Annotated in this window: 25 protein-coding genes; 13 read left to right on the plus strand and 12 right to left on the minus strand. The window is 60.4% G+C overall.

Translation table 11 applies throughout. The features are described 5' to 3' along the window. Positions 1–621 precede the first annotated feature (621 nt). From JHD59_RS16100 to JHD59_RS16115, 4 genes are all read left to right on the plus strand, one after another. Positions 622–1,575 carry a DUF932 domain-containing protein gene (locus JHD59_RS16100; RefSeq protein ID WP_199154965.1) on the plus strand — a complete coding sequence of 318 codons (954 nt, stop codon included), beginning with the start codon at positions 622–624 and terminating at the stop codon, positions 1,573–1,575. A gap of 5 nt (positions 1,576–1,580) precedes the next feature. Further along, positions 1,581–1,817 (plus strand): hypothetical protein, encoded by a 237-nt coding sequence (locus tag JHD59_RS16105; protein WP_199154966.1) that lies wholly within the window; start codon positions 1,581–1,583, stop codon positions 1,815–1,817. A gap of 87 nt (positions 1,818–1,904) precedes the next feature. Beyond that, complete coding sequence (locus tag JHD59_RS16110) at positions 1,905–2,888, plus strand: YqaJ viral recombinase family protein (protein WP_199154967.1); 984 nt, start codon at positions 1,905–1,907, stop codon at positions 2,886–2,888. After that, positions 2,885–3,778: a hypothetical protein gene (locus JHD59_RS16115; RefSeq protein ID WP_199154968.1), complete on the plus strand. Its 894-nt coding sequence runs from the start codon at positions 2,885–2,887 to the stop codon at positions 3,776–3,778. Before JHD59_RS16110 ends, JHD59_RS16115 begins: the two co-directional genes overlap by 4 nt. 262 nt (positions 3,779–4,040) lie before the next feature. Here the strand turns inward: JHD59_RS16115 and JHD59_RS16120 are convergent, their stop codons facing one another. Continuing rightward, positions 4,041–4,388: a helix-turn-helix domain-containing protein gene (locus JHD59_RS16120; protein ID WP_233164281.1), complete on the minus strand. Its 348-nt coding sequence runs from the start codon at positions 4,386–4,388 to the stop codon at positions 4,041–4,043. Positions 4,389–4,586: 198 nt separating this feature from the next. Between JHD59_RS16120 and JHD59_RS16125 the strand changes: the two genes are divergently transcribed. The 4 genes from JHD59_RS16125 (at position 4,587) to JHD59_RS16140 (ending at position 7,649) form a co-directional block, all read left to right on the plus strand. Next, positions 4,587–6,230 (plus strand): hypothetical protein, encoded by a 1,644-nt coding sequence (locus JHD59_RS16125; RefSeq protein WP_199154969.1) that lies wholly within the window; start codon positions 4,587–4,589, stop codon positions 6,228–6,230. Positions 6,231–6,283: 53 nt separating this feature from the next. Beyond that, complete coding sequence (locus tag JHD59_RS16130; protein ID WP_199154970.1) at positions 6,284–6,733, plus strand: hypothetical protein; 450 nt, start codon at positions 6,284–6,286, stop codon at positions 6,731–6,733. Positions 6,734–6,788: 55 nt separating this feature from the next. Next, a complete protein-coding gene (locus tag JHD59_RS16135) occupies positions 6,789–7,058 on the plus strand; it encodes a hypothetical protein (protein ID WP_106077806.1) in 270 nt (89 codons plus the stop codon). 96 nt (positions 7,059–7,154) lie between these two features. Next, positions 7,155–7,649 carry a DUF3768 domain-containing protein gene (locus JHD59_RS16140; RefSeq protein WP_199154971.1) on the plus strand — a complete coding sequence of 165 codons (495 nt, stop codon included), beginning with the start codon at positions 7,155–7,157 and terminating at the stop codon, positions 7,647–7,649. A 53-nt stretch (positions 7,650–7,702) separates the two neighbouring features. Here JHD59_RS16140 and JHD59_RS16145 read toward each other — a convergent pair whose 3' ends face one another. From JHD59_RS16145 to JHD59_RS16190, 10 genes are all read right to left on the minus strand, one after another. Next, positions 7,703–8,989, minus strand: coding sequence for an integrase family protein (locus JHD59_RS16145; protein ID WP_199154972.1), 1,287 nt, complete (start codon positions 8,987–8,989; stop codon positions 7,703–7,705). Positions 8,990–9,280: 291 nt separating this feature from the next. Beyond that, positions 9,281–9,865 (minus strand): chalcone isomerase family protein, encoded by a 585-nt coding sequence (locus JHD59_RS16150; RefSeq protein ID WP_199154973.1) that lies wholly within the window; start codon positions 9,863–9,865, stop codon positions 9,281–9,283. Further along, entirely contained in the window at positions 9,862–11,301 is a 1,440-nt protein-coding gene (locus tag JHD59_RS16155) for an efflux transporter outer membrane subunit (RefSeq protein WP_199154974.1), read from the minus strand. The genes JHD59_RS16150 and JHD59_RS16155 overlap by 4 nt, the downstream gene beginning before the upstream one ends. Before the next feature lie 3 nt (positions 11,302–11,304). Next, complete coding sequence (locus JHD59_RS16160; RefSeq protein ID WP_199154975.1) at positions 11,305–12,438, minus strand: ABC transporter permease; 1,134 nt, start codon at positions 12,436–12,438, stop codon at positions 11,305–11,307. A gap of 2 nt (positions 12,439–12,440) precedes the next feature. Next, positions 12,441–13,370: an ABC transporter ATP-binding protein gene (locus tag JHD59_RS16165; protein ID WP_233164284.1), complete on the minus strand. Its 930-nt coding sequence runs from the start codon at positions 13,368–13,370 to the stop codon at positions 12,441–12,443. After that, positions 13,367–14,335: an HlyD family secretion protein gene (locus JHD59_RS16170; protein ID WP_199154976.1), complete on the minus strand. Its 969-nt coding sequence runs from the start codon at positions 14,333–14,335 to the stop codon at positions 13,367–13,369. Before JHD59_RS16170 ends, JHD59_RS16165 begins: the two co-directional genes overlap by 4 nt. Before the next feature lie 61 nt (positions 14,336–14,396). After that, a complete protein-coding gene (locus JHD59_RS16175) occupies positions 14,397–15,632 on the minus strand; it encodes a S9 family peptidase (protein ID WP_199154977.1) in 1,236 nt (411 codons plus the stop codon). Further along, positions 15,616–16,827: a phosphoadenosine phosphosulfate reductase family protein gene (locus JHD59_RS16180; protein ID WP_199154978.1), complete on the minus strand. Its 1,212-nt coding sequence runs from the start codon at positions 16,825–16,827 to the stop codon at positions 15,616–15,618. The genes JHD59_RS16175 and JHD59_RS16180 overlap by 17 nt, the downstream gene beginning before the upstream one ends. Continuing rightward, positions 16,824–18,062 carry a hypothetical protein gene (locus JHD59_RS16185; RefSeq protein WP_199154979.1) on the minus strand — a complete coding sequence of 413 codons (1,239 nt, stop codon included), beginning with the start codon at positions 18,060–18,062 and terminating at the stop codon, positions 16,824–16,826. Before JHD59_RS16185 ends, JHD59_RS16180 begins: the two co-directional genes overlap by 4 nt. Positions 18,063–18,139: 77 nt before the next feature. After that, complete coding sequence (locus JHD59_RS16190; RefSeq protein ID WP_199154980.1) at positions 18,140–18,901, minus strand: alpha/beta fold hydrolase; 762 nt, start codon at positions 18,899–18,901, stop codon at positions 18,140–18,142. A gap of 654 nt (positions 18,902–19,555) precedes the next feature. On the opposite strand from JHD59_RS16190, the gene JHD59_RS16195 reads away from it, so the two are divergent. The 5 genes from JHD59_RS16195 to JHD59_RS16215 all read left to right on the plus strand — a co-directional run bounded on the left by JHD59_RS16195 (position 19,556) and on the right by JHD59_RS16215 (position 21,926). Then, entirely contained in the window at positions 19,556–19,765 is a 210-nt protein-coding gene (locus JHD59_RS16195) for a hypothetical protein (RefSeq protein ID WP_199154981.1), read from the plus strand. A gap of 190 nt (positions 19,766–19,955) precedes the next feature. Then, positions 19,956–20,507, plus strand: a complete 552-nt coding sequence (locus tag JHD59_RS16200) for a hypothetical protein (RefSeq protein ID WP_199154982.1) — start codon at positions 19,956–19,958, stop codon at positions 20,505–20,507. 53 nt (positions 20,508–20,560) lie between these two features. Further along, complete coding sequence (locus JHD59_RS16205; protein ID WP_199154983.1) at positions 20,561–21,010, plus strand: hypothetical protein; 450 nt, start codon at positions 20,561–20,563, stop codon at positions 21,008–21,010. Between the two features lie 55 nt (positions 21,011–21,065). Then, on the plus strand, positions 21,066–21,335 hold the full coding sequence (locus tag JHD59_RS16210; protein WP_199154984.1) for a hypothetical protein: 270 nt from the start codon (positions 21,066–21,068) through the stop codon (positions 21,333–21,335). 96 nt (positions 21,336–21,431) lie between these two features. Next, positions 21,432–21,926 carry a DUF3768 domain-containing protein gene (locus JHD59_RS16215; RefSeq protein ID WP_199154985.1) on the plus strand — a complete coding sequence of 165 codons (495 nt, stop codon included), beginning with the start codon at positions 21,432–21,434 and terminating at the stop codon, positions 21,924–21,926. Between the two features lie 61 nt (positions 21,927–21,987). Here the strand turns inward: JHD59_RS16215 and JHD59_RS16220 are convergent, their stop codons facing one another. Further along, positions 21,988–23,205 (minus strand): integrase arm-type DNA-binding domain-containing protein, encoded by a 1,218-nt coding sequence (locus JHD59_RS16220; protein WP_199154986.1) that lies wholly within the window; start codon positions 23,203–23,205, stop codon positions 21,988–21,990. Positions 23,206–23,815 lie beyond the last annotated feature (610 nt).

Here is a 23,815-nt window from a genome sequence, read left to right on the forward strand (position 1 = left end):
CCCCCCCCCCCCCCCCCCCCCCCCCCCCCCCCCCCCCCCCCCCCCCCCCCCCTTTTGAGTCTCGTGGGCTCGGAGATGTGTATAAGAGACAGGTCACTTCTGTCTAAGCCTTGATGTAAGCGGCACGTTTTAGTGGGTCCGGATTTACTGAATTGTTATACATAATGCGCGCTTCGCCTCGAATTGGTCAAGCATTACATAGTACAACCGCAAGTCGTCCTCTGAGTCAGTTTTCCCTTCCAGAGTGTCAATATGGTACGGAACGAGGTATTATTTTTCTTGCTCCGATGGCACCCTTTTGATTTCACTTTCTCTAACTGGCTTCAGCACCTTTGACAGATCTACCGGCAGCAATGGGGTGGAAGCAAGAGTACTCAGGATTGAGAGCTGTGGTTTTACACGGTTCTCTCCTGAACAGTAGGTAACTGATCCATTACTTACCTAGCCGGCCTGTAAACCGAACGGCGGCAAAGGCAGATTAGCAGGCTCCTGTAGGGACACGCGATTTGATTCAAAGAATTTTCACCCACATATCACCTCCCTGAGCTACTACCGGGCTACCGCCCGCATCCGTTTATCGCCCCGGCCACGCGCCGGGGTTTCTATTTCTGGGAGAGTGAAATGGCGCATCTAGTGGAAACCATGGCTTATGTCGGCGCCACGCCGTGGCATGGGCTGGGCAATCGTTTGTCTGAGGGGCTGCCGGTAGACATCTGGCAGCGCGAGGCGGGGATGGATTGGACCATTGAGCAGAGCGACGTGCTGTTCAATGTGGCGCCGGGTGGCATGCACATCCGGCCGCATGCCGACGCCAAGGTGCTGTATCGCTCGGACACCTTCGCGCCCTTGTCGGTGGTGTCCAACCGCTACAAGGTGGTACAGCCGCATGAGGTGCTGAGCTTCTACAACGATCTGGTGCATGCCGGCGGTTTTGAGCTGGAAACCGCGGGCGTATTGAAGGGCGGGCGCAAGCTGTGGGCACTGGCGCGTACCGGGCAGGAGACCCAGATTCGTAGCGGCGATCAGGTGAAAGCCTATCTACTGTTGGCCACCAGCTGTGACGGCACGCTGGCCACCACGGCGCAGTTCACTTCGGTGCGGGTGGTGTGCAACAACACGCTGCAACTGGCGGTGGGCAACAACAGCGGCGCGGTGAAGGTGCCGCACTCGACGGTATTCGATCCCAAGGCGGTGAAGGAAGCGCTGGGCATCGGCCTGTCGTCCTGGGATCGCTTCATCGGCAACCTGAAGCAGCTGAGCCGGCGCACGGTGTCGCCGCAGGAGGCGCAGCAGTTCTTCCAGGCTGTCACCGGCGAAGCTGTTGCGGACGAAGACAGCCTGCCGATCTCCAAGCCCACCCAGCAACTGATCGCACTGTACAGCGGCGCGGGGATGGGCTCGATGCTGAGCGGCGCGCGCGGCACCGCCTGGGGCTTGCTCAATGCGGTGACGGAGTATGTCGATCATCATCGCCGCGCCCGCAATCAGGACTATCGGCTGGATTCCGCCTGGTTCGGCCAGGGCGCGCAGCTGAAACAGCGCGCGTTGGATCAGGCGCTGGCCTTGCTGGAGTAAACGCCATGCACGCCGACTCTCTACAACCCTTGCCATCTACCGAGTTGCCGCCGCTGCAGATCGTGATCTGTGTCGAGGGCGGCATGGTCAGCGCCGTCTACGCCTCGCATCCCGACTGCGCTGTCACCGTACTGGACTGGGACGATGCCGCCTGCGACGGGCCGGACTATTTCCCGTTGAAGGGCTTTGCCAGCCGCGCGGCGTGTGAGGCCCATGTAAGGCAGCTGATCCCGGTAGGCTGACTCCGCCGATTCCGCTTTACCCATCTTCTTTCTTTTCCGCCCGGTCTGGCCTGCGCCAGATCGGGCTTTATGCTTTTGGAGGTCATCATGCGTGAACGCTACGGCCAGGCACTGCGCCTGGCATCCACCTTGAAGCTGTCGCGCGAGGCCTGGCTGGCGATCCGCCGCCAAGGCATCGGCTCGTCCGACGCGGCGGCGGCCATCGGCCTGTCGCCATACAAATGCGCGCTGTCGTTATGGCTGGAGAAGACCGGCCGCAAGACGCCGGAAGACCTGTCGCAGAAAGAACCGGTGCTGTGGGGTACGATCCTAGAGCCGGTGCTGGCCGGCGTCTATGCCCAGCGCACCGGCCTGAAAGTGCGGCGCGTCAACGCCGTGCTGCAGCATGCCGAGCATCCCTTCATGCTGGCCAATCTGGACCGCGAAGTCGTCGGCGCCGATGCCGGCGTCGGCACCCTCGAAATCAAGACCGCCAGCTATCACTGCGCGCCACAGTGGGAAGACGGCATCCCCATCGCCTACCAATGCCAGGTGCTGCATCAACTCGCCGTTACCGGTCACGCCTGGGCCGATGTGGCGGTGTTGATCGGCGGCCAGGACTTCCGCATTTACCGCATCGAGCGCGACGAGGACAAGATCGCCGACCTGATCGAACGCGAGGCGCGCTTCTGGCGCGGCGTGGAGCAGGACGAACCGCCGCAGCCGGATGGTTCCGACGATGCCGGCCAGGCCTTGCAATGGCTGTTTCCCAAAGACAGCGGCACCACGGTGGATCTGTCCGAATCCAGCGAAGGCACCGCCTTGTTCGACACCCTGTTGGCGCTGAAGCTGCGCCGCGAAGAGATCGAGGCGCAGGAAGCCTATGCCAAGCAGCAATTGCAGAACGTGATGGGGCAGGCCAGCACAGCCGTGTTTGCCGGCGGCCGCGTCAGCTGGAAGCGCACCAAGGATAGAACCATCGCGGATCTGGAACGCTTGAGCCTGGAACAACCCGAGCTGTTGAAGCAATACAGCAAGACGGTGGCCGGCAGCCGCCGTTTCCTGCTGCAAACCGAGAGGAGCGCATCATGATCAAGGGACTCGCCATCACCCCGCCCGTCATCGGCCGGATCAGCATCGGCAAACTGGTGCAACGCCAGGACAAACTGCTGCCGGAGAAGGACGACAGCTTCACCCTCACCACCCAGGTGCAAAACCGCGACGGCTGGCTGCTGCACCCGCTGCATCAGCCACTGGCCGAGCAAGCGCATAACGGCAAGATCCGCGCCATTCCGGTGCGGTTGCCATTCAATCACAGCGAACTGAACCTGCGCGCCGAATACAGCGCCTTCGATCGCGCGACGGGCCGTCCGCTCTGCGTCGGCAACGGCGAAACCGCGCGCCGCATCGCGTCGAATGGCGTGGAAGAAACCGCCTGCGCCGGTCCAGAGCGCTGCCCATTCGCCCGCGAAGCCGGCTGCAAGCTGTATGGCCGGCTCAATGTGCAGGTGGACGGCCAGCAGGACGAACTGGGCACCTTCATCTTCCGCACCACCGGCTACAACTCGGTGCGCACGCTGGCGGCGCGGCTGCATTACTTCGAAGCCGTCAGCGGCGGCCTGACCCGTTACCTGCCCTTGACCTTGCGGCTGCGCGCCAAGAGCACCACCCAGTCCTACCGCACCCCGGTCTACTACGTCGATCTGACGCTGCGCGACGGCCACAGCCTGATCGATGCCGTTACTCAGGCGCGAACGGAAGCCGAGCAAGCCCTGCAGGCTGGCGTCGATACCGCGCAAATGGAAGCCATGGCCAGGCAGCTGCTGCAAAACGGCCAGTTCGAAGAAAGCGAAGAAGACGTGCCGCAGCTGCTGGAAGAGTTCTATCCCGAAACCGCGACGCCGGGTGAGACGCCACCACCTGCTACGCCAATCCGACCTGCGCGGCTTAGTCGGCAGTTGGGCAAGGCGGCGCAGTCTTAACTCCACAAAGCAGAAGGAAGCAGTCATGCCCCCGTTCACCGATAGAACCTTCAGAAAACCGATGCACCCGCTACTGATCGTGGCGGCCCTCATGTTGTATCAGGCCTTGTACAGCGGACGATTCGGCCAGTTTGGCCGATTCTTCCTCGCCCTGGTCCTGGCCTTGAATCTGGAGAGGCAACCGCGTTCGCCGCCTCGGGGAGGGTGACGCCTCGGGCCTTTCCGCCGATACGCAACGTACAGGGCAAGAACGGTTACCTGATTAACGTAATCGGCTGCGTTTGACTTGAGGCGGTGTAGCAGTATTTACCCGCCGCTCCCCGCTGGGCGCCGGGGGAATCTGGTCCATCACCGAGAAAAATTCAGCCAGGCTCACGCCAACTGCATGGCAGATGTCTGCCAAGGTCTCGATGGATGGGTTGGCTACCCCTCGCTCAATGGCTGAGATGTAGGTGCGATCAACCTGCGCCTCAAACGCCAATGTTTCCTGTGATTTGTTCGCGCCATGCCGGCATTGCTTGAGGCGTTTGCCCAAGGCTATGGAAAGCGGCGATAGATGGGCAGCAGAGGCTTTGGGGCGTTGATCGTTCATGAAGATCAGAATGCCCATCTGAATACAGATTCACGACGCTATAAACACGTCAATATTTGTAGTGTATATTCGACATTTTATTGGCATGACGAGCAGGGGGCCATCATGCAGGACTCTCGACCTCTGGAATTGGGATCGAATGCCCGATGAGTCTGGCCCTTCAGCACGCCGATAAAGCCTTCCAAGATCCCACGATGAACAAGGAGTAACACGCATATGCAAACCCCATCCTCCCTCTCCAGCATGCTGGCTGTGACCTGCAGCGCGCTGCTGTTGAGCGCTTGCGGCGGTGGCGGCGGCGATAGCGGCACGCCCAGCACGCCGCCCACGCCGCCCACGCCGACACAGCAGGTTTCCGGCAAGGCGATTGACGGCTATCTGGTCGGCGCCACGGTCTGCCTGGATCTGAACGACAACGGCGTGTGCGATCCGGGCGAGCCCAGCACCACCACGCAGGCCGATGGCAGCTACAGCCTGCCGGTGAATGGCACGGTCGCCGGCAAGAAACTGTTGGTGGTGGTCACGCCGGCCACCAAGGATCTGTCCCGGCCCGGTTACACCTTCCCGGCCAGCTTCACCCTCAGCACGATTCTGTCTGATACCGCCAATCAGCATGTGACGCCGCTGACCTCCATGGTGGCGGCGCAGATGGAAGCCGGTTTGAGCCGCAGCGCTGCCGAGCAGAATGTAACGACTTTGCTCGGCGGCAGCGTCGATCTGAATGCCGACTACATCGCCGGTCAGGACCTGGCCACTTCGGCGCTGGCCAGCAAGGTGGTGGACAAGATCACCACCTTCGCCAGCAATGGCCAGGCCGATGCTGACAAGGTGCGCGCGGTGTTGAATGCCATCGCCAGCAAGGGCAGTGTGGATCAGGTCAGCCAGGCGGATGTCGATGCCCAGGCGAGCCAGCCGCGGTATAGCCGCAATGTCGATGCCGCCGCCGTGCTCAAGAGCGGGGTGTACAGCTGGTATGGTCTGGAAAGCAGTAACAACCAGACCGTCGCCCTGCGCGAACTGAGCAGCCTGAGCAGCGCAGGCCTAGCCACGCTGCATCAGAAGTACCTGGCCCAGCAATGGCAGCCCAGCGTATGGGCCGACTTCTTCCCGCATCAAGGCGAGTACGACCTGAAGGCCGATGGCAGTTGGACCGATTTCATCAGCAACCAGAATCCGGAGCCGGTCTGGGGCCAGGCCCAGGTAGACGGTAACGCCATCACCGTAACGAACCCGCTGATCGGCATAGTCGGGCGGCTGGAACTGCGCGCCGCCAAGCTGGACGGCCAGCCAATGGCCAAGGTGATGCAGGGCGCGCTGGACAGCAGCTTGCTGAACGCGCTGCGCGGCAACTTTACCGCCGGCAGCGTGGGGTATACCACCTATATCCGCCATAACCTGGATCAGGTCAGCATCTCCGACTGCGATCCCGCCTTCAACAACAACCAGTCCTGCAATGTGATTGGCGATAAGGCCAAGACATACAGCGCCGTCGATCAGGTCTTCGGTCTCGACATCCCCGTCAGCGCGAGCGGCAATCTGCTGCGGCTGAACGCCGATGGCAGCGCCGCCATCCGCGATAGCCAAGGCCAAGTGCTGAGCAGCCAGATCCGCTGGAGTCGGCTGGCGCGCAACGCCAATGTGCTGGTGCTGAACATCGCGCTGAAAGACGCTCAGGCCGCGCAGCTTATTCAGCTCGACGACCTTCAGGCCGGCAATCGCTTGGCCATCGCGCTGCGCGCCGGCCATCTGCAGTTCGCCAGCGTGGAACCGGCCAAGCGCGACCGTGGCGGCATCACCTTCTCCCCAGCCACCTTCGATCAACTCTTCAACGCCCTCAAGCCGACGTTAGGCGTGAACTGACGGCATAGCGCGCCCCCTGGCGGGGCGCTCAATCTTCGAACTCAGGAACCAATATGAAACCGCTAATACTCGCCGCTTTGGCGGCATTGATCAGCCAGCAGGCGCTGGCCTTTGGCGAAACCGGACGCTGGAGCAGCGGCTGGGGCCAGGGCGTATCGGAATACATGGTGAAGGACGCCAAGGGCAATCAGCTCTACATCGCCTGCAACAACGACGGCGACACGCCCGCCACCATGACGCTGACGGTAGGCCGCAAGCAGTATGGCTACGGCAGCCCGCAAGACTTCGTGCTGATCCTCGATGGCAAGGCGCCGCTGTCGCCGTCCGATGCCGGCTCGCGCGCCGGCGGCGACAACTTCCGCCTGGCCTGGGATGGCCTCCGTAAGGCCAAGACCCTGGTGGCCAAGACGGCGGATGGCAAAACCCTCTCCCTGCCGCTGACCGGCGCGGCCAAGGCCTTGCCGTCGAGCAAGAGCAAAGAGTACAGCTGCGTCACCTGGTAACGCGATCACGGGCACAGACAGTCTGTCCGTGCCCGCCCACTCTGTCCGAACGCCTATGAAAACCCCTTATCTGATCCTTCCGCTGCTCGTCCTGCTGACCGCGTGTTCGTCCGGCTACGACAGCGATGTGCAAGAACGCTTCGTCAACGGCTGCATGGGACGCGGCGCCACCAAGGCCTACTGCAGCTGCCTGCTCAAAGTGTTTGAGAGCCGGCACCAACAAGACGAATATGCCGCGCTGGAAACCGAGATGCGCCTGAGCGGTGCCATGCCGGAACCGTTCCAAGCCACCCTGCGCGCCGGCCTCCAGCAGTGCCGGCCCTGACGGCACCCGCTGGCGGCGGCTGAACGCCCGTTTTCTACCTACCCTTGCCCCTGATCTGGCTTAGCCAGACAGGGGTTTTTTTACGAGGACACGATGATGAATCACCACATCCAAACGCTAGACGGCGTAGTCTGCCCGTTCCAGGATCTGGCCGGCATCCGCCGCTGGCTGTTGTCGCTGCAGCACCGCCAACACCTGGCGACGCCGGAAGCCATCCTGCTGCAGATCAATCGGCTGCCGCAAACCGGCGGCTGGCTGCTGAAGCAGATCCAAACCGCCGAACTCAACGACCAACTGCGCCGCAGCCTGCCCTTCGCACCATCCAGCCTGGGGCAGGTGCATTGCACCCCAGGCTTCGCCAGCCTGGAACAGCCAGAACGATTCCTTGAGGCGATCCGCCAGATGAAAGATTTCAGTGCCGACAACGATCCCTATCTGGAACATGACTTCGGCCAGGTGGAGATCGACGGCGCGACGGTGTTCTGGAAGATCGATTATTACGCGCCAGACGGCGAGCAAGGCAGCGAAGCACCGTGGGATGCCGAGGCGACCAGGCGGGTGCTGACGCTGATGTTGGCGGAGGAGTATTGATGGAGAAGGGGGGGCGGGGATATGAAAAAGACACCTCGATGGTCGAGGAATGTTCAGCTAACGGTATCCTGGATATTGGCTTGTTCCAAAATCCAGTCCTCAATCTGGCTATGCCATTTTCTCAGCAGGTCAAGGGGCCGGCGGCGATAATGCTTCTCGGCGGTCGCACTTGGTTTATGGCCTTGGATTTGCGCCACTACTCCTGTCGGGCATTCCACCCACTCGGAGAGCGTGCCAAATGATCGCCTGAGTCCGTGCAGCGTCAAAGGCGGTAGGCCAGCCCAAGATAAAGCTTGGTTATGAGCGTAGCGGGGATCTTGTATGCGGCCGCTTTGAGCGGATGTGCTGCTGAAAACCCACTCGTTCCTACGGGGAAGGTTGGCGAGAAGCTCGGCTACATAGGGGGTGAGTGGGATCTGGCGCTCACCCTCGACTTTGTCCGCTAGCCGTAAGCTTTTCCATTGGAAATCAACATCTGTCCATTTCAGTTCTGCTAACTCTTCCCGCCTAGCACCGGTAAGCAACAGAGTTTGCAGGTATGCGCTGAAAATCGGGCTGAGCTTTTGCACATTGGCAAACCAAGCAGGCAGCTGCTCTTTTTGTAGGCAGTCATCCTTGGCTTTGGATTTTGCCACTTTCTGGCGAACCTTCTTGGCGGCATGATTGATTTCAGGGATAAGCCCTGTGTATTCGGGTTGCTCATCGCACCAGTTCAGGAATGCCCTTAGCAATCTAAAAGCTAATGCGGCTACCGTAGGCCGGGTTTCGTTTTCTTTCTCTAACCATGCGCTGATCTGGTCAGCGTTCAAGTCTGTCAGCTTGACATCTAGCAATGGGGCTAGGGGGCCGGGGATGGTCTGCTTTGCTTTGGAGCGGGTTCTAGGGTCTCCGCCCCGATGCGCGAGTCGCTCGTGATCTGCAAGGTGCCGGGCGCCCCAGCGACTGGCATTGGCTTGGATGTAGACGGGCCAGGCATCTGCAAGGGTGATGTTTTTTTTATTTGCAGCCGTCAGCAATTTCTCATGTTCTGCCTTGGCTTCTTTTTCCTGGAGGCGAGGGTCGATGCCTTGATCAATCAGCCCACGCAGCTCGCGTGCGCGGCGTCGGGCGCTGGGCTCATTGCTTCCTTGCGAAGTATCGAGCAGCCATGCAGGGTATTCGCCAATCGTGATGCGAATGGTCTGGCCGTGAAGGTCTGCTTCAAAGATAAAGGTCTTGCGTTTGGGAGTGCAGCGAAGCCCTAGGCCGGGGACTTCGCTGTCTCTCATGAAGACTTGGGATTTCCCTTCGGGACAAGAAAGCTTTTCGATTCGGTTGATGGTCAGTGGAACGCGTGCCATGTGAAGCCCTACATTCTAAGTTGTAGGGTTATTGTAGGGCGTTGTGATGCCTTTAGGTCAACACTTATCGTCTATTTTATTTTCCATATTCTATATTTTTTCATTAAAAACAAGTATTTGAGTTTGTTTTGTCAGCGGGTGTCTATGCGTTAGTATGCTTTAAATTTAGGACTCATAATCCGTTGGTGCCGAGTTCGACTCTCGGGGGGCTCACCAGATCAAACAACGGCTTACGATGCGAATCGTAAGCCGTTTTGTTTTTCATGCCGTTCGCGCCGGCAAGGCAAGGCGTCAGCCGGAGAGAAGCCGCTGTTTCAGCGCGGCATCAATCGGATTATCGCCCAGCCAGACGGCAAAAATCACTTCCGCGAAAGCATAGCCATCGATGGGCGGGCCCAGCGGTTTGCCGTTGAGCGAGATGGCGGTTTCCTTGCCGTTGAAACCGATCTGCACGCTATCGCCGCGATTCAGCGTCTGCGCCCGCGCGATCATCCGCTGCAGAAGCTGGATCTTGTTCGCCTGCTCCTGCAGCGTTTTCTCGGACGCGTTGCGCCGGAACGCGGCGCTGAGGGTATGCATCAGCTCGCTGGCGGAAACCGCGCGCAACAGGTGCAATTCGATCATGCACGGCGCCATCTTGGACAAAACGAATTTGGCTTCCGGCGACGGAGCGTTGCCGTAAAATCCGGCGGCGTAAATGTCGAAGAAGAGGAATGTCCGTTTGCCGACGCCGTGGAGCGGGACGTTCTGATGATCTATGTATTGCTGCGGTTCGAACGCGGCCCTGTCGTCAATATCCGCTGGCGCCCCGCTGCAGGCGGCGCTCCAGGACATGGCGAAAATCGCGCCGCGCAGCCATGCCGGCGGCGGCCTCATTGGAAACTTCCCATCCCGACCGCCTGATAGAGCGAGATCGTGTCGATCAGCCTATTCGCTTTGGCTTGGTCGACGTCGGCCTGGCTCAGCGACAGGCGGCGTTGGGAGTCGAGCATGGCCGGCATGGCGGCGTCGCCGATGCGCAACTGCGTCTGCACGATTTGATGCAAGCGGGTTCGCTGCTCGAAGTCGGCCTGCCGCAAACCATAGATAGACGCGGCCCGATCCACCGCCTGCATGGCGTTCGATACTTGCAAAAAGGCGTCCAGCACGGTCTGCTTGTAGGCGCTGTAGCATTGGTCGTACACGGCTTGCGCCGCGCGTCTTTCCGCTTGGAGGCGTCCGCCGTTGAACAGCGGCATCAACAGCGAACTGCCGGCGTCCCATACCACGGCGTCGGGGCGGAACAGTTTGCCGGCAGTCAGGCTTTCATAGCCATAGCTCGCGCTTAGCGACAATTGCGGAAAGAGGTTGGCGGTGGAGACGCCGACGAGGTCGCCGGCGCGCGACATCGCGACATCCGCCATCATGATGTCCGGTCTTTGCCGCAGCAGCTCGGACGGCATGCGCTGGGGCAGCTGCTTGGGAAGCTGCAGTTCCGCCAGCGTCAGATCGGGGATGTCGTGGGTGGAGGCCAGCCCGGCATAGACCGCCAGTTGCCGGCGCGCATCGGCAAGCGATTGCGTCAGCCTGGCGATGGTGGTCTGGGTCTGATCGATTTCCTGCTGCCGGTTCAATATGTCTTGTTCGACGCCGGCGCCTAGCGCCGTTTTCTTGCGGTCGAGCGCCAGCAGCGCCTGCTGGCGCGACAAAACATCGCGGTAGGTCTGCAGCGCGGTCTGATCCGAGGCCGCTTGCACGATCGCGGTCAGCACCTTGCTGACCAGGGCCTGTCGCAGCGACAGCAGTTTCAGCCGCGCGGTCTCGGTCTGGCGGAACAAGGAGGTCGTCAGCAGGTGGTTGCGCTGGAATAAATCGATGTGATAACTGACATCCAGGCTGGCGTTGTAGACTCCGAACGGCTTGGGAGAGGGAAGAACGCCCAGGCCCATGGCGGCGGTATTGATTTTTTCCCGCTGCGCGCCGGCGCCCAGCGAGATATCCGGAAAGCGCTCCTGGCCGGTCTGGGCCTGCCACTGCGCCTCGGCTTCCCGCAACCGCGCCTGCGCCTCATCGATGGACGGGCTGCCGGCCAGCGCGCGCGCGACCAGCGCATTCACCTTGGGGCTGCCGAAGCTTTCCCACCAGCGCGGGGCGATGTCGTTCGCGGCGGCGTAGCGCTGCGCGCCGTCGCCCGCAGGCAGATTGACCTCGTCGAAATAGTTCTCCGGCCACTTGTCTTGCGGACGCGCCGGCACCCCGACGCTGGCGCAAGCCGCCAGCAGGCAAACGGTGGCCGCCATCCCAAGCGTCTTCGTCCATACCGGTGTTTTCATAGGTCAATCCATCGTATTTTTGTAGAAGAACACGCCCAGCAGCATCACGCTCAGCGCAAACAGCATGATCGGCCACACATTGGGAAAGATTTCCACCCAGCCGTTGCCCTTGAGCAGAATGCCGCGGATGACGCGGTTGAAGTGCGTCAGCGGCAGGACGTTGCCTATGATTTGCGCCCACTTCGGCATGCCATAAAACGGGAACATGAATCCGGACAGCAGGATGCTGGGCAAGAAATAGAAAAAGGTCATCTGCATCGCTTGCAATTGGTTGCGCGCCAGCGCGGAAATCGTGATGCCGACCATCAGGTTGGCCAGGATCAGCAACAGCGAGACGGCGTACACCGTCAGCATGTTTCCTTCGAACGGCACGCGGAACAACAATTTGGCGAACAGCAGGATGGTGGTGCATTGGATCAGCCCCACGATGATGTAAGGGATGATCTTGCCGCTGATGACCTCCAGCGCCTCGACCGGCATGGCCAGCAGATTTTCCAGCGTGCCGCGTTCGCGTTCGCGGGTGATGGATAGGCTGGTCATCATGACCATGGTCATCGACAGGATGACGCCCATCAGGCCGGGGATGATGTTGTACTGGGTGATCCCTTCCGGGTTGTACCGTTTGTGTACCATCAGCTCGTAGCCGTAGGGCGAGGCATCGGCCACGTGCACCACATTGCCCAAGTCGCGCTTGAGCGCGGATTGCGCCACCTTGTTCAAGGCGGACAAGGCGTTCGAGGTGGTGGTCGGGTCGGTCGCGTCAACCTCGACCAGTATCTTTGGTTTCTGGTCCTTGAGCAGCTGCGCGGAAAAACCGTTGGGGAAGTTGATGACGAATTGCGCCCGGCCGCTGGCCAGCGCGGCGTCGGCTTCGCCCGGCGTGGCGAGGGCCTCCTCGATATCGAAATATCCGGTATTGCGCAGGGCGCTGACGAAAGAGCGCGTGAATTCGCTCTGCTCGGCGATCACGATGTCGGTTTTAAGGTGCTTCGGATCGGTATTGATGGCAAATCCGAACAGGGTCAATTGAATGATGGGCAGCGCGCCTATCATGCCCAGCGTCAGCCGGTCGCGGCGGATTTGCAGGAATTCCTTGAGCACAATGCTCCACCAGCGGGAAAGATTGAAGTAGCGCATCGTTAATTGAATGTCCTTTCCGATGTCTTCATCAGATTGATGAACACATCTTCCAGACTGGTATCGATGATTTTGGCGTCGTAGCCGGCGCCGGTGGCATGCTGTTCTATGGTGCCGCGCAGCAGTTCCGCCTGGGTGCCGGACACATGCAGCGCATTGCCGAACGCCACCACCTGCTCTACCCCGGGGCACGCCTCAAGCGCGCGGTTCAGCTGAACCAGGCGCTGGCCGGTGATTTGCCAGGTGGTCAGCTGCCGCTGCTGGATCATTTCCGCCGCGGTGCCCTGGCACAGCAACTCGCCGTAGGAGATGTAGGCCAGGCGATGGCAGCGCTCCGCTTCGTCCATATAGTGGGTGCTGACCAAAATGGAGATGCCGCTGGCCGCCAAGCGGTGCAGCTCTTCCCAGAAAATGCGGCGGGCAGTGGGGTCCACGCCTGCGGTCGGCTCGTCCAGCAACAGCAGTTTGGGCTTGTGCAGCAAGGCGGCAGCTAGCGCCAGCCGCTGTTTCCAGCCGCCAGACAGCGAGCCGGCCAACTGCGTGGCGCGGGAAGTCAGCTGCAGCTCTTCCAGGGTTGCGTCGACGACCGCTTTGCGGTTGGGAACCTGATAGAGCCTGGCGACGAAGTCGAGGTTCTCCCGGATGGACAGGTCTTCCCAGTAAGAGAAGCGCTGGGTCATATAGCCTACCCTGCGCTTGACTTCGGCGCGCTCCAGCGTGATGTCGTAGCCGAGGCAGGTGCCGGAGCCGGAGTCGGGCGTCAGCAGGCCGCACATCATGCGGATAGACGTGGTCTTGCCGCTGCCGTTGGGGCCAAGAAAGCCGAAGATCTCACCCTGGCGAATCTGCATGGACAAGTCTTTCACGGCGTGGTGCGCGCCAAAATACTTGTTCAGTCCCTGCACCGTCACCGCATTGTCCACCGCCGTCATAGCAGCACCTCCACCGGCTGGCCGACGCGCAGCGCGCGCGCGGTCGCCTTGTCGGGCCGCGCCTCAATCAGGTAAACCAGCTTGCTGCGCGATTCGTTGCTGTAGATCATCGGCGGGGTGTATTCGGAATCCGGCGCAATGTAATCGACCACCGCCGCCAGTCCGGCCTGGCAGCCGTCGCAGCTGAGGCGGAGGCTTTGGCCGGCGCGCACTTTCTGCAAATCGTTCTCCGGCACGAAGAACTTGATTTTCACGTTATCGACCGGCAGCAGCTTCATCACCGGCGCATTGCTTTGTACCCATTCCCCTTCGCGATAGAAGATGTCGACGACCGTCGCTTGCGCCGAGGCAGTGACCGATTTCTGCTGCACCCGGTATTGCCATTGGCCGTACGAGGCGCGCATGCCCTGCACCTGGGCTTCCTGCGACTGGATCTGGTCTTGGCGCGCGGGCAAGGCGGCGGTGTCGAGCTGGCTGCGGATTTCCTCCACCTTGGCTTGATCCGCGGCCCGGGCGGCCCGGCTGGAGTCGATCTGCGCCTGAGAGATGATGCTGGCCTTGAAGAGCTCTTCATCGCGCGCCAGTTGCTGATCGGAGCGTTTGGCGCTGGCTTGCGCCTGGGCTAATTGTGCCCGGATCGCATTGATTTCCGCCGGCCGGCGGCCTTTCTTGAGATCTTTCAATGACGCGTCTGCCGATTCGTACTGCGCGTGGGCATGCTGCATCGCGTAGGTCTCTTCGGTGGCGTCGACGGCGAACAGCAGGCCGTGCGACGCGACCTGCTGCCCACGCCGGACATGCAGATTCGTCATTTTTCCGGCGTAGGGCGTAGACATGTAAACGAAATCACCCTCGACATACCCTTGATAACCGTCTGGCTTGCGTTGATCGCAGCCTGTCGCCAACAACGCGGCCATGGCCGCCAGCACAATCCCCGGGAAATTCTGCGTATTTTTATTGACCATACCTGCACCCTACTGCCTGTTATGAAGCGGCGCCGACCGCGTCGGCGCCTTTGCGGTACTCTTACGATGAGGCGCCGGCCAGCGCGCGGGGCCGCGCATCGCCATCTTGCGCGCGCGCCGCGGCGTGTCCGGCCTGCTGCCGTTCCTGGTAGAGCTGGAGAAACGTTTGCGCCGCCAGTTTGCGAATTTCAGCCACGTGCTGCGTGCAGCAATGGTCTCCATCCGGATAGACGGTGACGGTGGCCTGCGTGTGGCCGAGGCGGTTCAATGTTTCCGCCAGCCACACCTTGTCTCGGGTCGGCACGATCGGATCTTTGTCGCCATGGACAATATGCGTTTTGGCGCGCACGCGCGACAGCAGATCATCGTCGTTGATGCAGAACTCTAACATGCTTTCGGCATAGCCGTCGGGCGAGGCCAAGCCGAAAATCTGGCAGAACTTGCTCTTCAAAAAGAAGGGAAGCTTGGCGAAGTCGGTGGCGTGGATGGGGCCGCCCAAGTCGAGGATAAAGGCGACGCGAGGATCTTTGGCCGCCACCTTGTAGGCCCACATGCCGCCCCAACTGATGCCGCAGATCGCGTAGTTGGCGGTGTCGATGGCCGGATGCCGCGCCAGCATGTCGACGGAAGCGATGATCGCTTCTTCGAAATGGCCCTCCCACAGCACGCCATCAAGCAGGAAGGCCTCGCCCTGGCCAGGGCCGTCCAACGAGAACACTGCGCAACCAGCGGCCTGGAACAGCAGCTCGCTGGCCAGATGCTCCTCCTTGACGTCATCCATGCCATGAATGATCACGACCAGCGGCGCGGGGCCGCTCGTTTCCGGCAGATGGAGATTGCCCCAGAGGCGATGGCCGCCATAATCGACGGGCATCCGCGCGAAACGGGCGCCGTGCTGCAGGGTTTCCGCTTCGATATAGAAATCGCGCGCCATCCGGTAGGCATTCTTTTTCAGCTCGGTCAATGGCATGCAGCCCCATTGCACCAGATGCGCCAAAAAGGATAGCCGGCGCAACTCAGCCACCTGTTGCTCGCGCGCGAGCGTCGCGCGGCCGGCGTCGAAAGCCGCGACTTCCGCTTGCAGGAAAGCCTGGCCGGCATCGGCCCAGTCGCTCAAGCCCTTGATGGCGGACAGGAAACGCTCCAGCGTGCTGTTGGCGAACAGCGCGGCGCGCCAGCGGTTCCAGAACGGCCGCGTGATGTTCTTGACGCCGATGACGCGGGACAGCGCATAGATCGCGCGGCTGAAGAAGTGGTCCTGCATCGAGTAAGACTGCGTATCACTGATGTTTCGCAATTTTCGCCTCGCGTAATGGATGGATCTTGAAGACCTTTTTCTCCTGATCCGTCAGGTTGATCAATGAAGCGCCAAGCGCCACCGCCGTCGGGTCGGGCCCTTGCGCCGATTGGGGATCGGCAGGATTGCCCAGCCGCCGCTCGTTGGCGTCGATGATGTCGTACAGGTCGAAGTCGAAATGGGTGCGCATGACGGCCCGGCCCAATTCATTGATCATGCAGTTTGAACTGCATGAGCCGGTATTCTTGGGCAGCGACCAGCCGTACGCCTCGATCGCGCGAATCTGCTGTTCGCGTTCCGGTTTGGCGACGAATTCATAAAACGGGATCAATACCGTGGGAAAGGCGCTTTCTTCCGAATCAAGCGCCAATTCCGGCACCGGCTCCGGCAGCGCGCGCCGGAACGGTTTGACGAAACGGGATACCAGGCTGCTGACTTTAGGCAGCTCCGTCGAGGTCAGCACATCGCCGCCCTCCAGGTTCAGCCGGTTCTGCCCGCGCTGGGTGCCGATAAAGCACAGCGGAATCCGGTGCGCGTCGGCAAAGCGGCAGGCGCTGACCGCGATCAACGAAAAGCAGGGCCAGCACGCCGAGCCAAAAGTCATGGCGCCTTTCACCAGCTCGGCGTCCGAGTGCTGATCGATGGAGAAGCCGGCGCGAAACAGGCCGTCGGCCATCGCCTTGTCTTTCTTTTCCACGATCAGCGGCACGCCCAGGCGGCGGGTCAGGCTCTCGGCATTGCGGATCGCCTGGGGCGACTGATAGCCGGGATCCAGCATCCAGGCGCAGACGCGCAAGCCTTTTTGCGCCAGATGGATCAGCATATAGGTGCTGTCTTTGCCGCCGCTGTAAAGCACCATCGCGTCGTATTCAGACTCGGCGGTCCGCGCCGGCACACTGGACAGGATGTTGGCCAGGGCGCCGACGCGGGTTGGCGCCACGCCGGGCAACCGCGCGAGCGCGGCGGCCAGGCGGCGCGCCCAGCCCAGCTTGCCCTGGGCTAGCCGAAGGCACAGATCGAGCAAGCGTTCGTGGCTTTCTTCGCGTTCGACCGTCTGCCGCGCGCCTGCGCGGCAGACGGTGCAGAGGCCGTCGCCGGCGCTGGCCGGTTTGGCGTCCGCGCCGTGGATGATCCGGTCGTAATTCAGGGGCATGCCGCAGCTGGCGCAGCGAGCGGCTGTCGCATCGTGTGTCATTTGCAGGACTCCGCATGAAGTGGCCGCGCGCGCGCAGGGAGGATGTGCAGGCCGCACTGCAGCTGGGGAATCGCGAAGCCGTGGCGCAGAAAGGCCGCCTCGTAGGCCAGCAAGTTCTCCACCTCCAGTTCGCCGATATTGTTGGGCAGGGAAGGGTCTACGCCGCGCAGCAGGCCTTCGGCCAGACACGACCAGGAAATGGAACTGCCAGCGCCTTGATCGTCGCTGAAGTCGAAGGGAAAGTGGGAGACGAATCCGATGCTGCCCGCATCCACCAGGCCGGCATCGCAGGGCAGGATGTCGCCGGCGCGCTGGTGGCGGGCCCAGGCGGCTTCCCGGCTCCAGCAATAAGGCTGGCTGTCATCGATCAGCACCGTTCCCGGAGCCACCTTGTCGATGTCGAGAATGTAGGGGGTACTGACCGCGCTGATGATCACGTTGGCATGCCGATAGCAAGGGCTGTCGTCGTCGAGCTTGGTGCGCAGATCCAGCAGCTCGACATCCACGACGATGCCGAGCCGCTCGCGCATCAGGCCGGCGATGTCGTGGAGCCGGGTTTCCTGTTGCCTGGTGTCGATCAGAATGACGCGCGCGGGCTTAACCCGGTGGCTGGAGTGGCATAGCAGCTTGGCCACTCCGCCGCCGACGCTGCCGACGCCGAGGATGGCCAGCACCACTTCGTCGCTGCCGCGGCCCACCTCGGCGAGCGCCTTGTTGTATTGCTGCACGATAGACACTGCGGTCAGCGCATGCCCGGTGGTCACTTGTATCCCGAGGCTTTCCGCCCGCGCCGCCAAGCGGCGGCCATATTGCGACAGCGCGCCGGTCAGCCCTCCCAGGCAGACGAAGCGGCCATGCATTTGCGCGATCGCATCCAGCGCGTCGTATTCGAGCATATGCCGGCAGGCCGCGCGCTTGCGCGGATCCAGGATGTCGGCGGCCAATAGCGGCAGGAACAAGATGCCGACATTGATCTCGTCGGTCTGGATCATTTCTCCCCAGACCGGCTTCAGATGGGGCATGAGTTCGGCGATTTCCTCGTGCTGCAGCCGTCCGGCCCAGGGGAACATGCGGGCCAGATCCTGTTCGTCGCGAGGATGGGTCAATAACACGACGTCGAGTCCGGTCCCGCGTTGTTTCGCCTTGCCTTCCCGCAGCCACAGGTCTTGCGCCTTGGGACCGAAAAAGGCCGGATTCGAGCCGGCTTCGATCAAATGCAGAATTTCAGCTTCCATTGTCATCGTTTTCCCTGCGCGAATAAGTTTGTAGGTGATTTCGACATGACATGCGCCGCCTGGCGGCCGCTGATGCGTCAAGACTCGGCCAGTTCCGCCAGCGGCAGAGTTTCCAGGTAGCTTTCCATGATTTTGACCAGGCGATCCGGCTTCTCAATCATCGGGGAATGGCCGCACGGATCTATCACTTCAATGGTCAAATGCCGATTGATGGCCTGCAGATTCGGCACGTCGTCCAGAGGCGTGACGCGGTCCTGCTTTCCCCATACGAGCAAGCAGGGCGTTGCGATGCCTTGCAGCAGCGGCGCCATGTCGACCTTGTTCGCCGTCTTCATGTAACGCGTGATGTTGAGCAGAGAGTGCCGGCTTTTGAAATGAGACAGGCATTCAGCCATTTGCGCTTGTGTGACGCAGGACGGATCGACGAAGAGCAAGTCGGCCACGCGCTTCGCATCGAATAGCGAAAACGCGCGCTTGGCGGCCAAGCCCAAGTCCGAAGTCTTGCCGAATCCCGGCGCTCCGCTGGCGATGCAGCCGGCGATGGGAATGTTTTGATCCGATTGAATTTTTAGCGCCAGGAAGCCGCCTAGCGAATTGCCGCATACCACGACATGGGAAAACCCGGAGGCCGCGATGATTTTCTCTATTTCTTGCTGCAGATAATCCAGTGGCTCTCCTACCGGCGCGATTTCAGCGAAGGCGGCATCGATGGCGATGCCAGAGTAGCCTGAGGCGGATAATGCGGACTGAACCTTTTCCCATATCCAACTGCCGGCGAATAATCCCGGTAAAAGAAATATGCCAAGTTCGGTTCCCGAGCCGAAGCGTTGATAATTCATAGGTTTTTCAAACCTTCCGTTTATATACCATAGAATAAATAGGCCATAAAACATCTCAACATGCTTATGGAGTTTTGAGATAAATATCAAAATACGTATTGCGCTATTGCATTAATAACTGGCCTTATGGCTGGCCTTGGCACGGCTACCCCGAAATATTCTTTTGGCGTTGCTTTTTAAATTTCACGGCTATTTATTTATGTTTTTCAATGGCTCGGATGCATCGGACTTGGACATATCATTGGCGTTGCGGCGGCAACCGCACGCCTTGGGAATCTGGGAAGCGCGTATCGGGCTGGATCAATCAGCGCGGCGCGCTTTTCGGTTCGCTCATGGCGCTTGCGGCCCCGGTGGGCCGCCGTGGGGCTGGCGGTCGTGGCTGGCCGGACACGCGGGTTTCGCCCGGCTTGGGCCCGGCGCGCGCCAAGCGCGCATGGGCGAAAAACCGTGCATCGTCCGATGCTCACGACGCTTTGGCTGATTGAGTTAGTTCGATGTGAAAATTGCCATTGAAATTATTTTTGTGCAACAACAAAAACAGAGGCATTTATGTTTTTCGTTCTTATGCCAAATTGTTTGACATAAAATATTATGATAAATGTATAATTTGCAGGAATATTCCATTCTGGTGTTGCGAAAACGGCGAGCTAGGCGATGTGGGGCGTGATTCGTTCGATGGCGGCCGAGGGGGGCGGTGGCTGTCAGTCGCGCATAAAATGCCAGATAAACGAAGATTTGTTTATTGTGTATAAACTGATTTCAGGCGCCGGCATTCGCCGAGTGAGCCAGGCAGGGGAGAAGGACCGCGAGGTGTCGCGACAGGCAATGGCATTGAGTGATTCCCTCACCCTGCTGTGTGGCTGAACGGCCAGCGTTTATTTTCGACGCATTCATGGGCCGGGCGCGCGGACGAGGGCTGATCGGCGGCGCATGCGCGCGTCGAGCGGGGGTCTTGCAGAGGCCGGCGTGCCGCGGCGGCATGGTTTGGATAAAGAGGAGGGTACGGCCAGCGGTCCAGAGCGGCGCGAGTGGGGGAAAATGGCCGAGGCGGCGGATGCCGCAGATCGGCGCGCGCAAGGGCAGCCTGCGCGGCAACTTTGCTGTCGGCAGCGTGGGGTATACCACCTATATCCGTCACAACCTGGATCAGGTCAGCATCTCCGACTGCGATCCCGCCTTCAACAACAACCAGTCCTGCAATGTGATTGGCGATAAGACCAAGACATACAGCGCCGTCGATCAGGTCTTCGGCCTCGATATCCCCGTCAGCGCGAGCGGCAATCTGCTGCGGCTGAACGCCGATGGCAGCGCCGCCATCCGCGATAACCAAGGCCAAGTGCTGAGCAGCCAGATCCGCTGGAACCGGCTGGCGCGCAACGCCAATGTGTTGGTGCTGAACATCGCGCTGAAAGACGCCCAGGCCGCGCAGCTTATTCAGCTTGACGATCTCCAGGCCGGCAATCGCTTGGCCATCGCGCTGCGCGCCGGCCATCTGCAGTTCGCCAGCGTGGAACCGGCCAAGCGCGACCGGGGCGGCATCACCTTCGCCCCCGCCACCTTCGATCAACTCTTCAACGCCCTCAAGCCCACGTTGGGCGTGAACTGACGGCATAGCGCGCCCCCATGCGGGGCGCTCAATCTTCGAACTCAGGAGCCAATATGAAACCGCTAATACTCGCCGCTTTGGCGGCATTGATCAGCCAGCAGGCGCTGGCCTTTGGCGAAACCGGACGCTGGAGCAGCGGCTGGGGCCAGGGCATATCGGAATACATGGTGAAGGACGCCAAGGGCAATCAGCTCTACATCGCCTGCAACAACGACGGCGAGACACCCGCCACCATGACGCTGACGGTAGGCCGCAAGCAGTACGGCTACGGCAGCCAGCAAGACTTCGTGCTGATCCTCGATGGCAAGGCGCCGCTGTCGCCGTCCGATGCCGGCTCGCGCGCCGGCGGCGACAACTTCCGCCTGGCCTGGGATGGCCTCCGCAAGGCCAAGACCCTGGTGGCCAAGACGGCGGATGGCAAAACCCTCTCTCTGCCGCTGACCGGCGCGGCCAAAGCCTTGCCGTCGAGCAAGAGCAAAGAGTACAGCTGCGTCACCTGGTAACGCGATCACGGGCACAGACAGTCTGTCCGTGCCCGCCCACTCTGTCCGAACGCCTATGAAAACCCCTTATCTGATCCTTCCGCTGCTCGTCCTGCTGACCGCCTGTTCGTCCGGCTACGACAGCGATGTGCAAGAACGCTTCGTCAACGGTTGCATGGGACGCGGGGCCACCAAGGCCTACTGCAGCTGCCTGCTCAAAGTGTTTGAGAGCCGGCACAAACAAGACGAATACGCCGCGCTGGAAACCGAGATGCGCCTGAGCGGCGCCATGCCCGAATCCTTCCAGGCCACCCTGCGCGCCGGCCTCCAGCAGTGCCGGCCCTGACGGAACCCGCTAGCGTCGGCTGAACGCCCACTTTCTACCTACCCTTGCCCCTGATCTGGCTGAGCCAGACAGGGGCTTTTTTACGAGGACACGATGATGAATCACCACATCCAAACGCTGGACGGCGTAGTCTGCCCGTTCCAGGATCTGGCCGGTATCCGCAGCTGGCTGCTGTCGCTGCAGCACCGGCAACACCTGGCGACGCCGGAAGCCATCCTGCTGCAGATCAATCGGCTGCCGCAAACCGGCGGCTGGCTGCTGAAGCAGATCCAAACCGCCGAACTCAACGACCAACTGCGCCGCAGCCTGCCCTTCGCACCATCCAGCCTGGGGCAGGTGCATTGCACGCCAGGCTTCGCCAGCCTGGAACGGCCAGAACGATTCATTGAGGCGATCCGCCAGATGAAAGACTTCAGCGCCGACAACGATCCCTATCTGGAGCATGACTTCGGCCAAGTGGAGATCGACGGCGTGACGGTGTTCTGGAAGATCGATTATTACGCGCAAGACTGCGAGCAAGGCAGCGAAGCGCCGTGGGATGCGCAGGCGACGCGGCGGGTGCTGACGCTGATGTTGGCGGAGGAGTATTGATACTGTATTAAATGGCAGAGTCGACTCGATCAGCTACTCCACAAGGCGGGCGGCTTTGCCATCAGGCGGAGCGAAAAAGGGGCGTCACTTTTGCTCCATCAATCTGCACCTGAACAAAGTCTGCCCACGCCTGCAAGATCACTTTCCGCTGATCTGCGTACTGCGCACGGTTGTACACCCCTTTGATCCCATTGATCTTGTGTGCCAAAGCTTTCTCAATGGCATCAGACGGGTGTCCCATCTCATGCAAGTGAGTAGACGCAGTCCGCCGAAAATCATGCAGTACAAAATGTTGAACATCAAGCGACAAAGCACGTACAGCTTGGTTCAGCGTACTTTTTGATATTGGCTTATCTTCCACACCACGGGGGCTTGGAAACAGGTAGGCTGAATGCCCAGCATAAACGCGCAATTCATTTAGCATTTCCACTGCTTGCCGCGACAAGTACACTCGGTGTGGCTGATCTTTCTTCATACGCTCGGCTGGGATGTCCCAAATTGCAGCATCCAAATCGAACTCATCCCACTTGGCCTCGATCAGCTCCGATTTACGCACCATGGTGATAGCCAATAGATGAAGGGCTAGCTTTAGGGCTCGGCGGATATCCGATACGTAGATGCCACGAAGCACATCACCAATTTCCTTTGGAGTCAGTACTCTAGTACGACTTTCCTCTGTCGCAATGAAACGCGCAACTAGAGCGCCTGCAGGGTTGCTCTCGGCCATCTGCTTGGCAACCGCAAAGTCATACATACGCTTAAGTACATTTCGAGTCAGCAAGGCCATCTTGGGAGAGCCACGCGACTTGATTCGCTCGCATAGCTTCAATACATCAGCTGGCTTTACCTCGCTCAGAGGCATTCCCCCAAGAGCAGGGTATACATCCTTGTTCATTATGCGCGTGATGGTACGGGTATAGCTTTCAGACTTTCCAGGTAGCTGATCAGCTTGCCACGCCTCTGCGAAAGCTTTCACCGTATTCAGCTTTTCTGACTTCGCCGCTTGCACTGCGCGTTTAGGCGACTCCCCCTTAGCAACCAGAGCAGACCATTCATCACGCTGCTTACGTGCCTGTGCCAAGCTGATTTCGGGGTAGCTGCCTATCGTCAAGGTCGGCTGACGCACACCGTACAACTGGTATCGATAGCGCCACACCTTAGCCCCACTGACCATCACTTCCAGCACCAACCCTCCTGTATCACTAATACGGTAGCGGCTAGCCTTAGGTTTGAGTGCTTTAACTTTGGTATCGGTCAGTGGCGTCGCTTGACGTGGCATGGTTCTCGCTCGATTAGGTGCTCTGATAGTTTCACAACCATACACATTTCGCCCTGAGTCCTTTATGCGTGCCGTGTGGCCAGAACATTTAGGTACACAAAAAAATCAGAACGAGAGAATGTGTACCATATTGTGTACCTAAATTTGCTGGATGTCCATGGACCAGGCTGGACGTAGGATTACAACAAACCTAACAAATACAAGGCCACCAATCAACAAACAGGGCACAGATGGACCAACCTGGACATATCCCTATTTCGATGCAAAAGCGGGAGAAGATCACGCCGAGTTCGGTAGGGCGGATGCCCCGGTGGGGCGATCCGCCGCGCTCCGTCATGGTCAACAGCGGCGGAACGCCCGGCCTGGCCGGGCTTCCGCCCTACGGGTCGATGCAAAAACGCGAGAAGACACGCCGAGTTCGGTAGGGCGGATGCCCCAACGGGGCGATCCGCCGCGCCCCGTCCTGGTCAACGGCGGCGGAACGCCCGGCTTGGCCGGGCTTCCGCCCTACGGGTCGATGCAAAAGCGCGAAGAAGATCATGACCAGCTCGGTAGGGCGGATGCCCCGACGGGGCGATCCGCCGCGCCCCGTCATGGTCAACAGCGGCGG

This window comes from Chromobacterium sp. ASV23 (assembly GCF_016428945.1).
Taxonomy (GTDB): domain Bacteria; phylum Pseudomonadota; class Gammaproteobacteria; order Burkholderiales; family Chromobacteriaceae; genus Chromobacterium; species Chromobacterium sinusclupearum.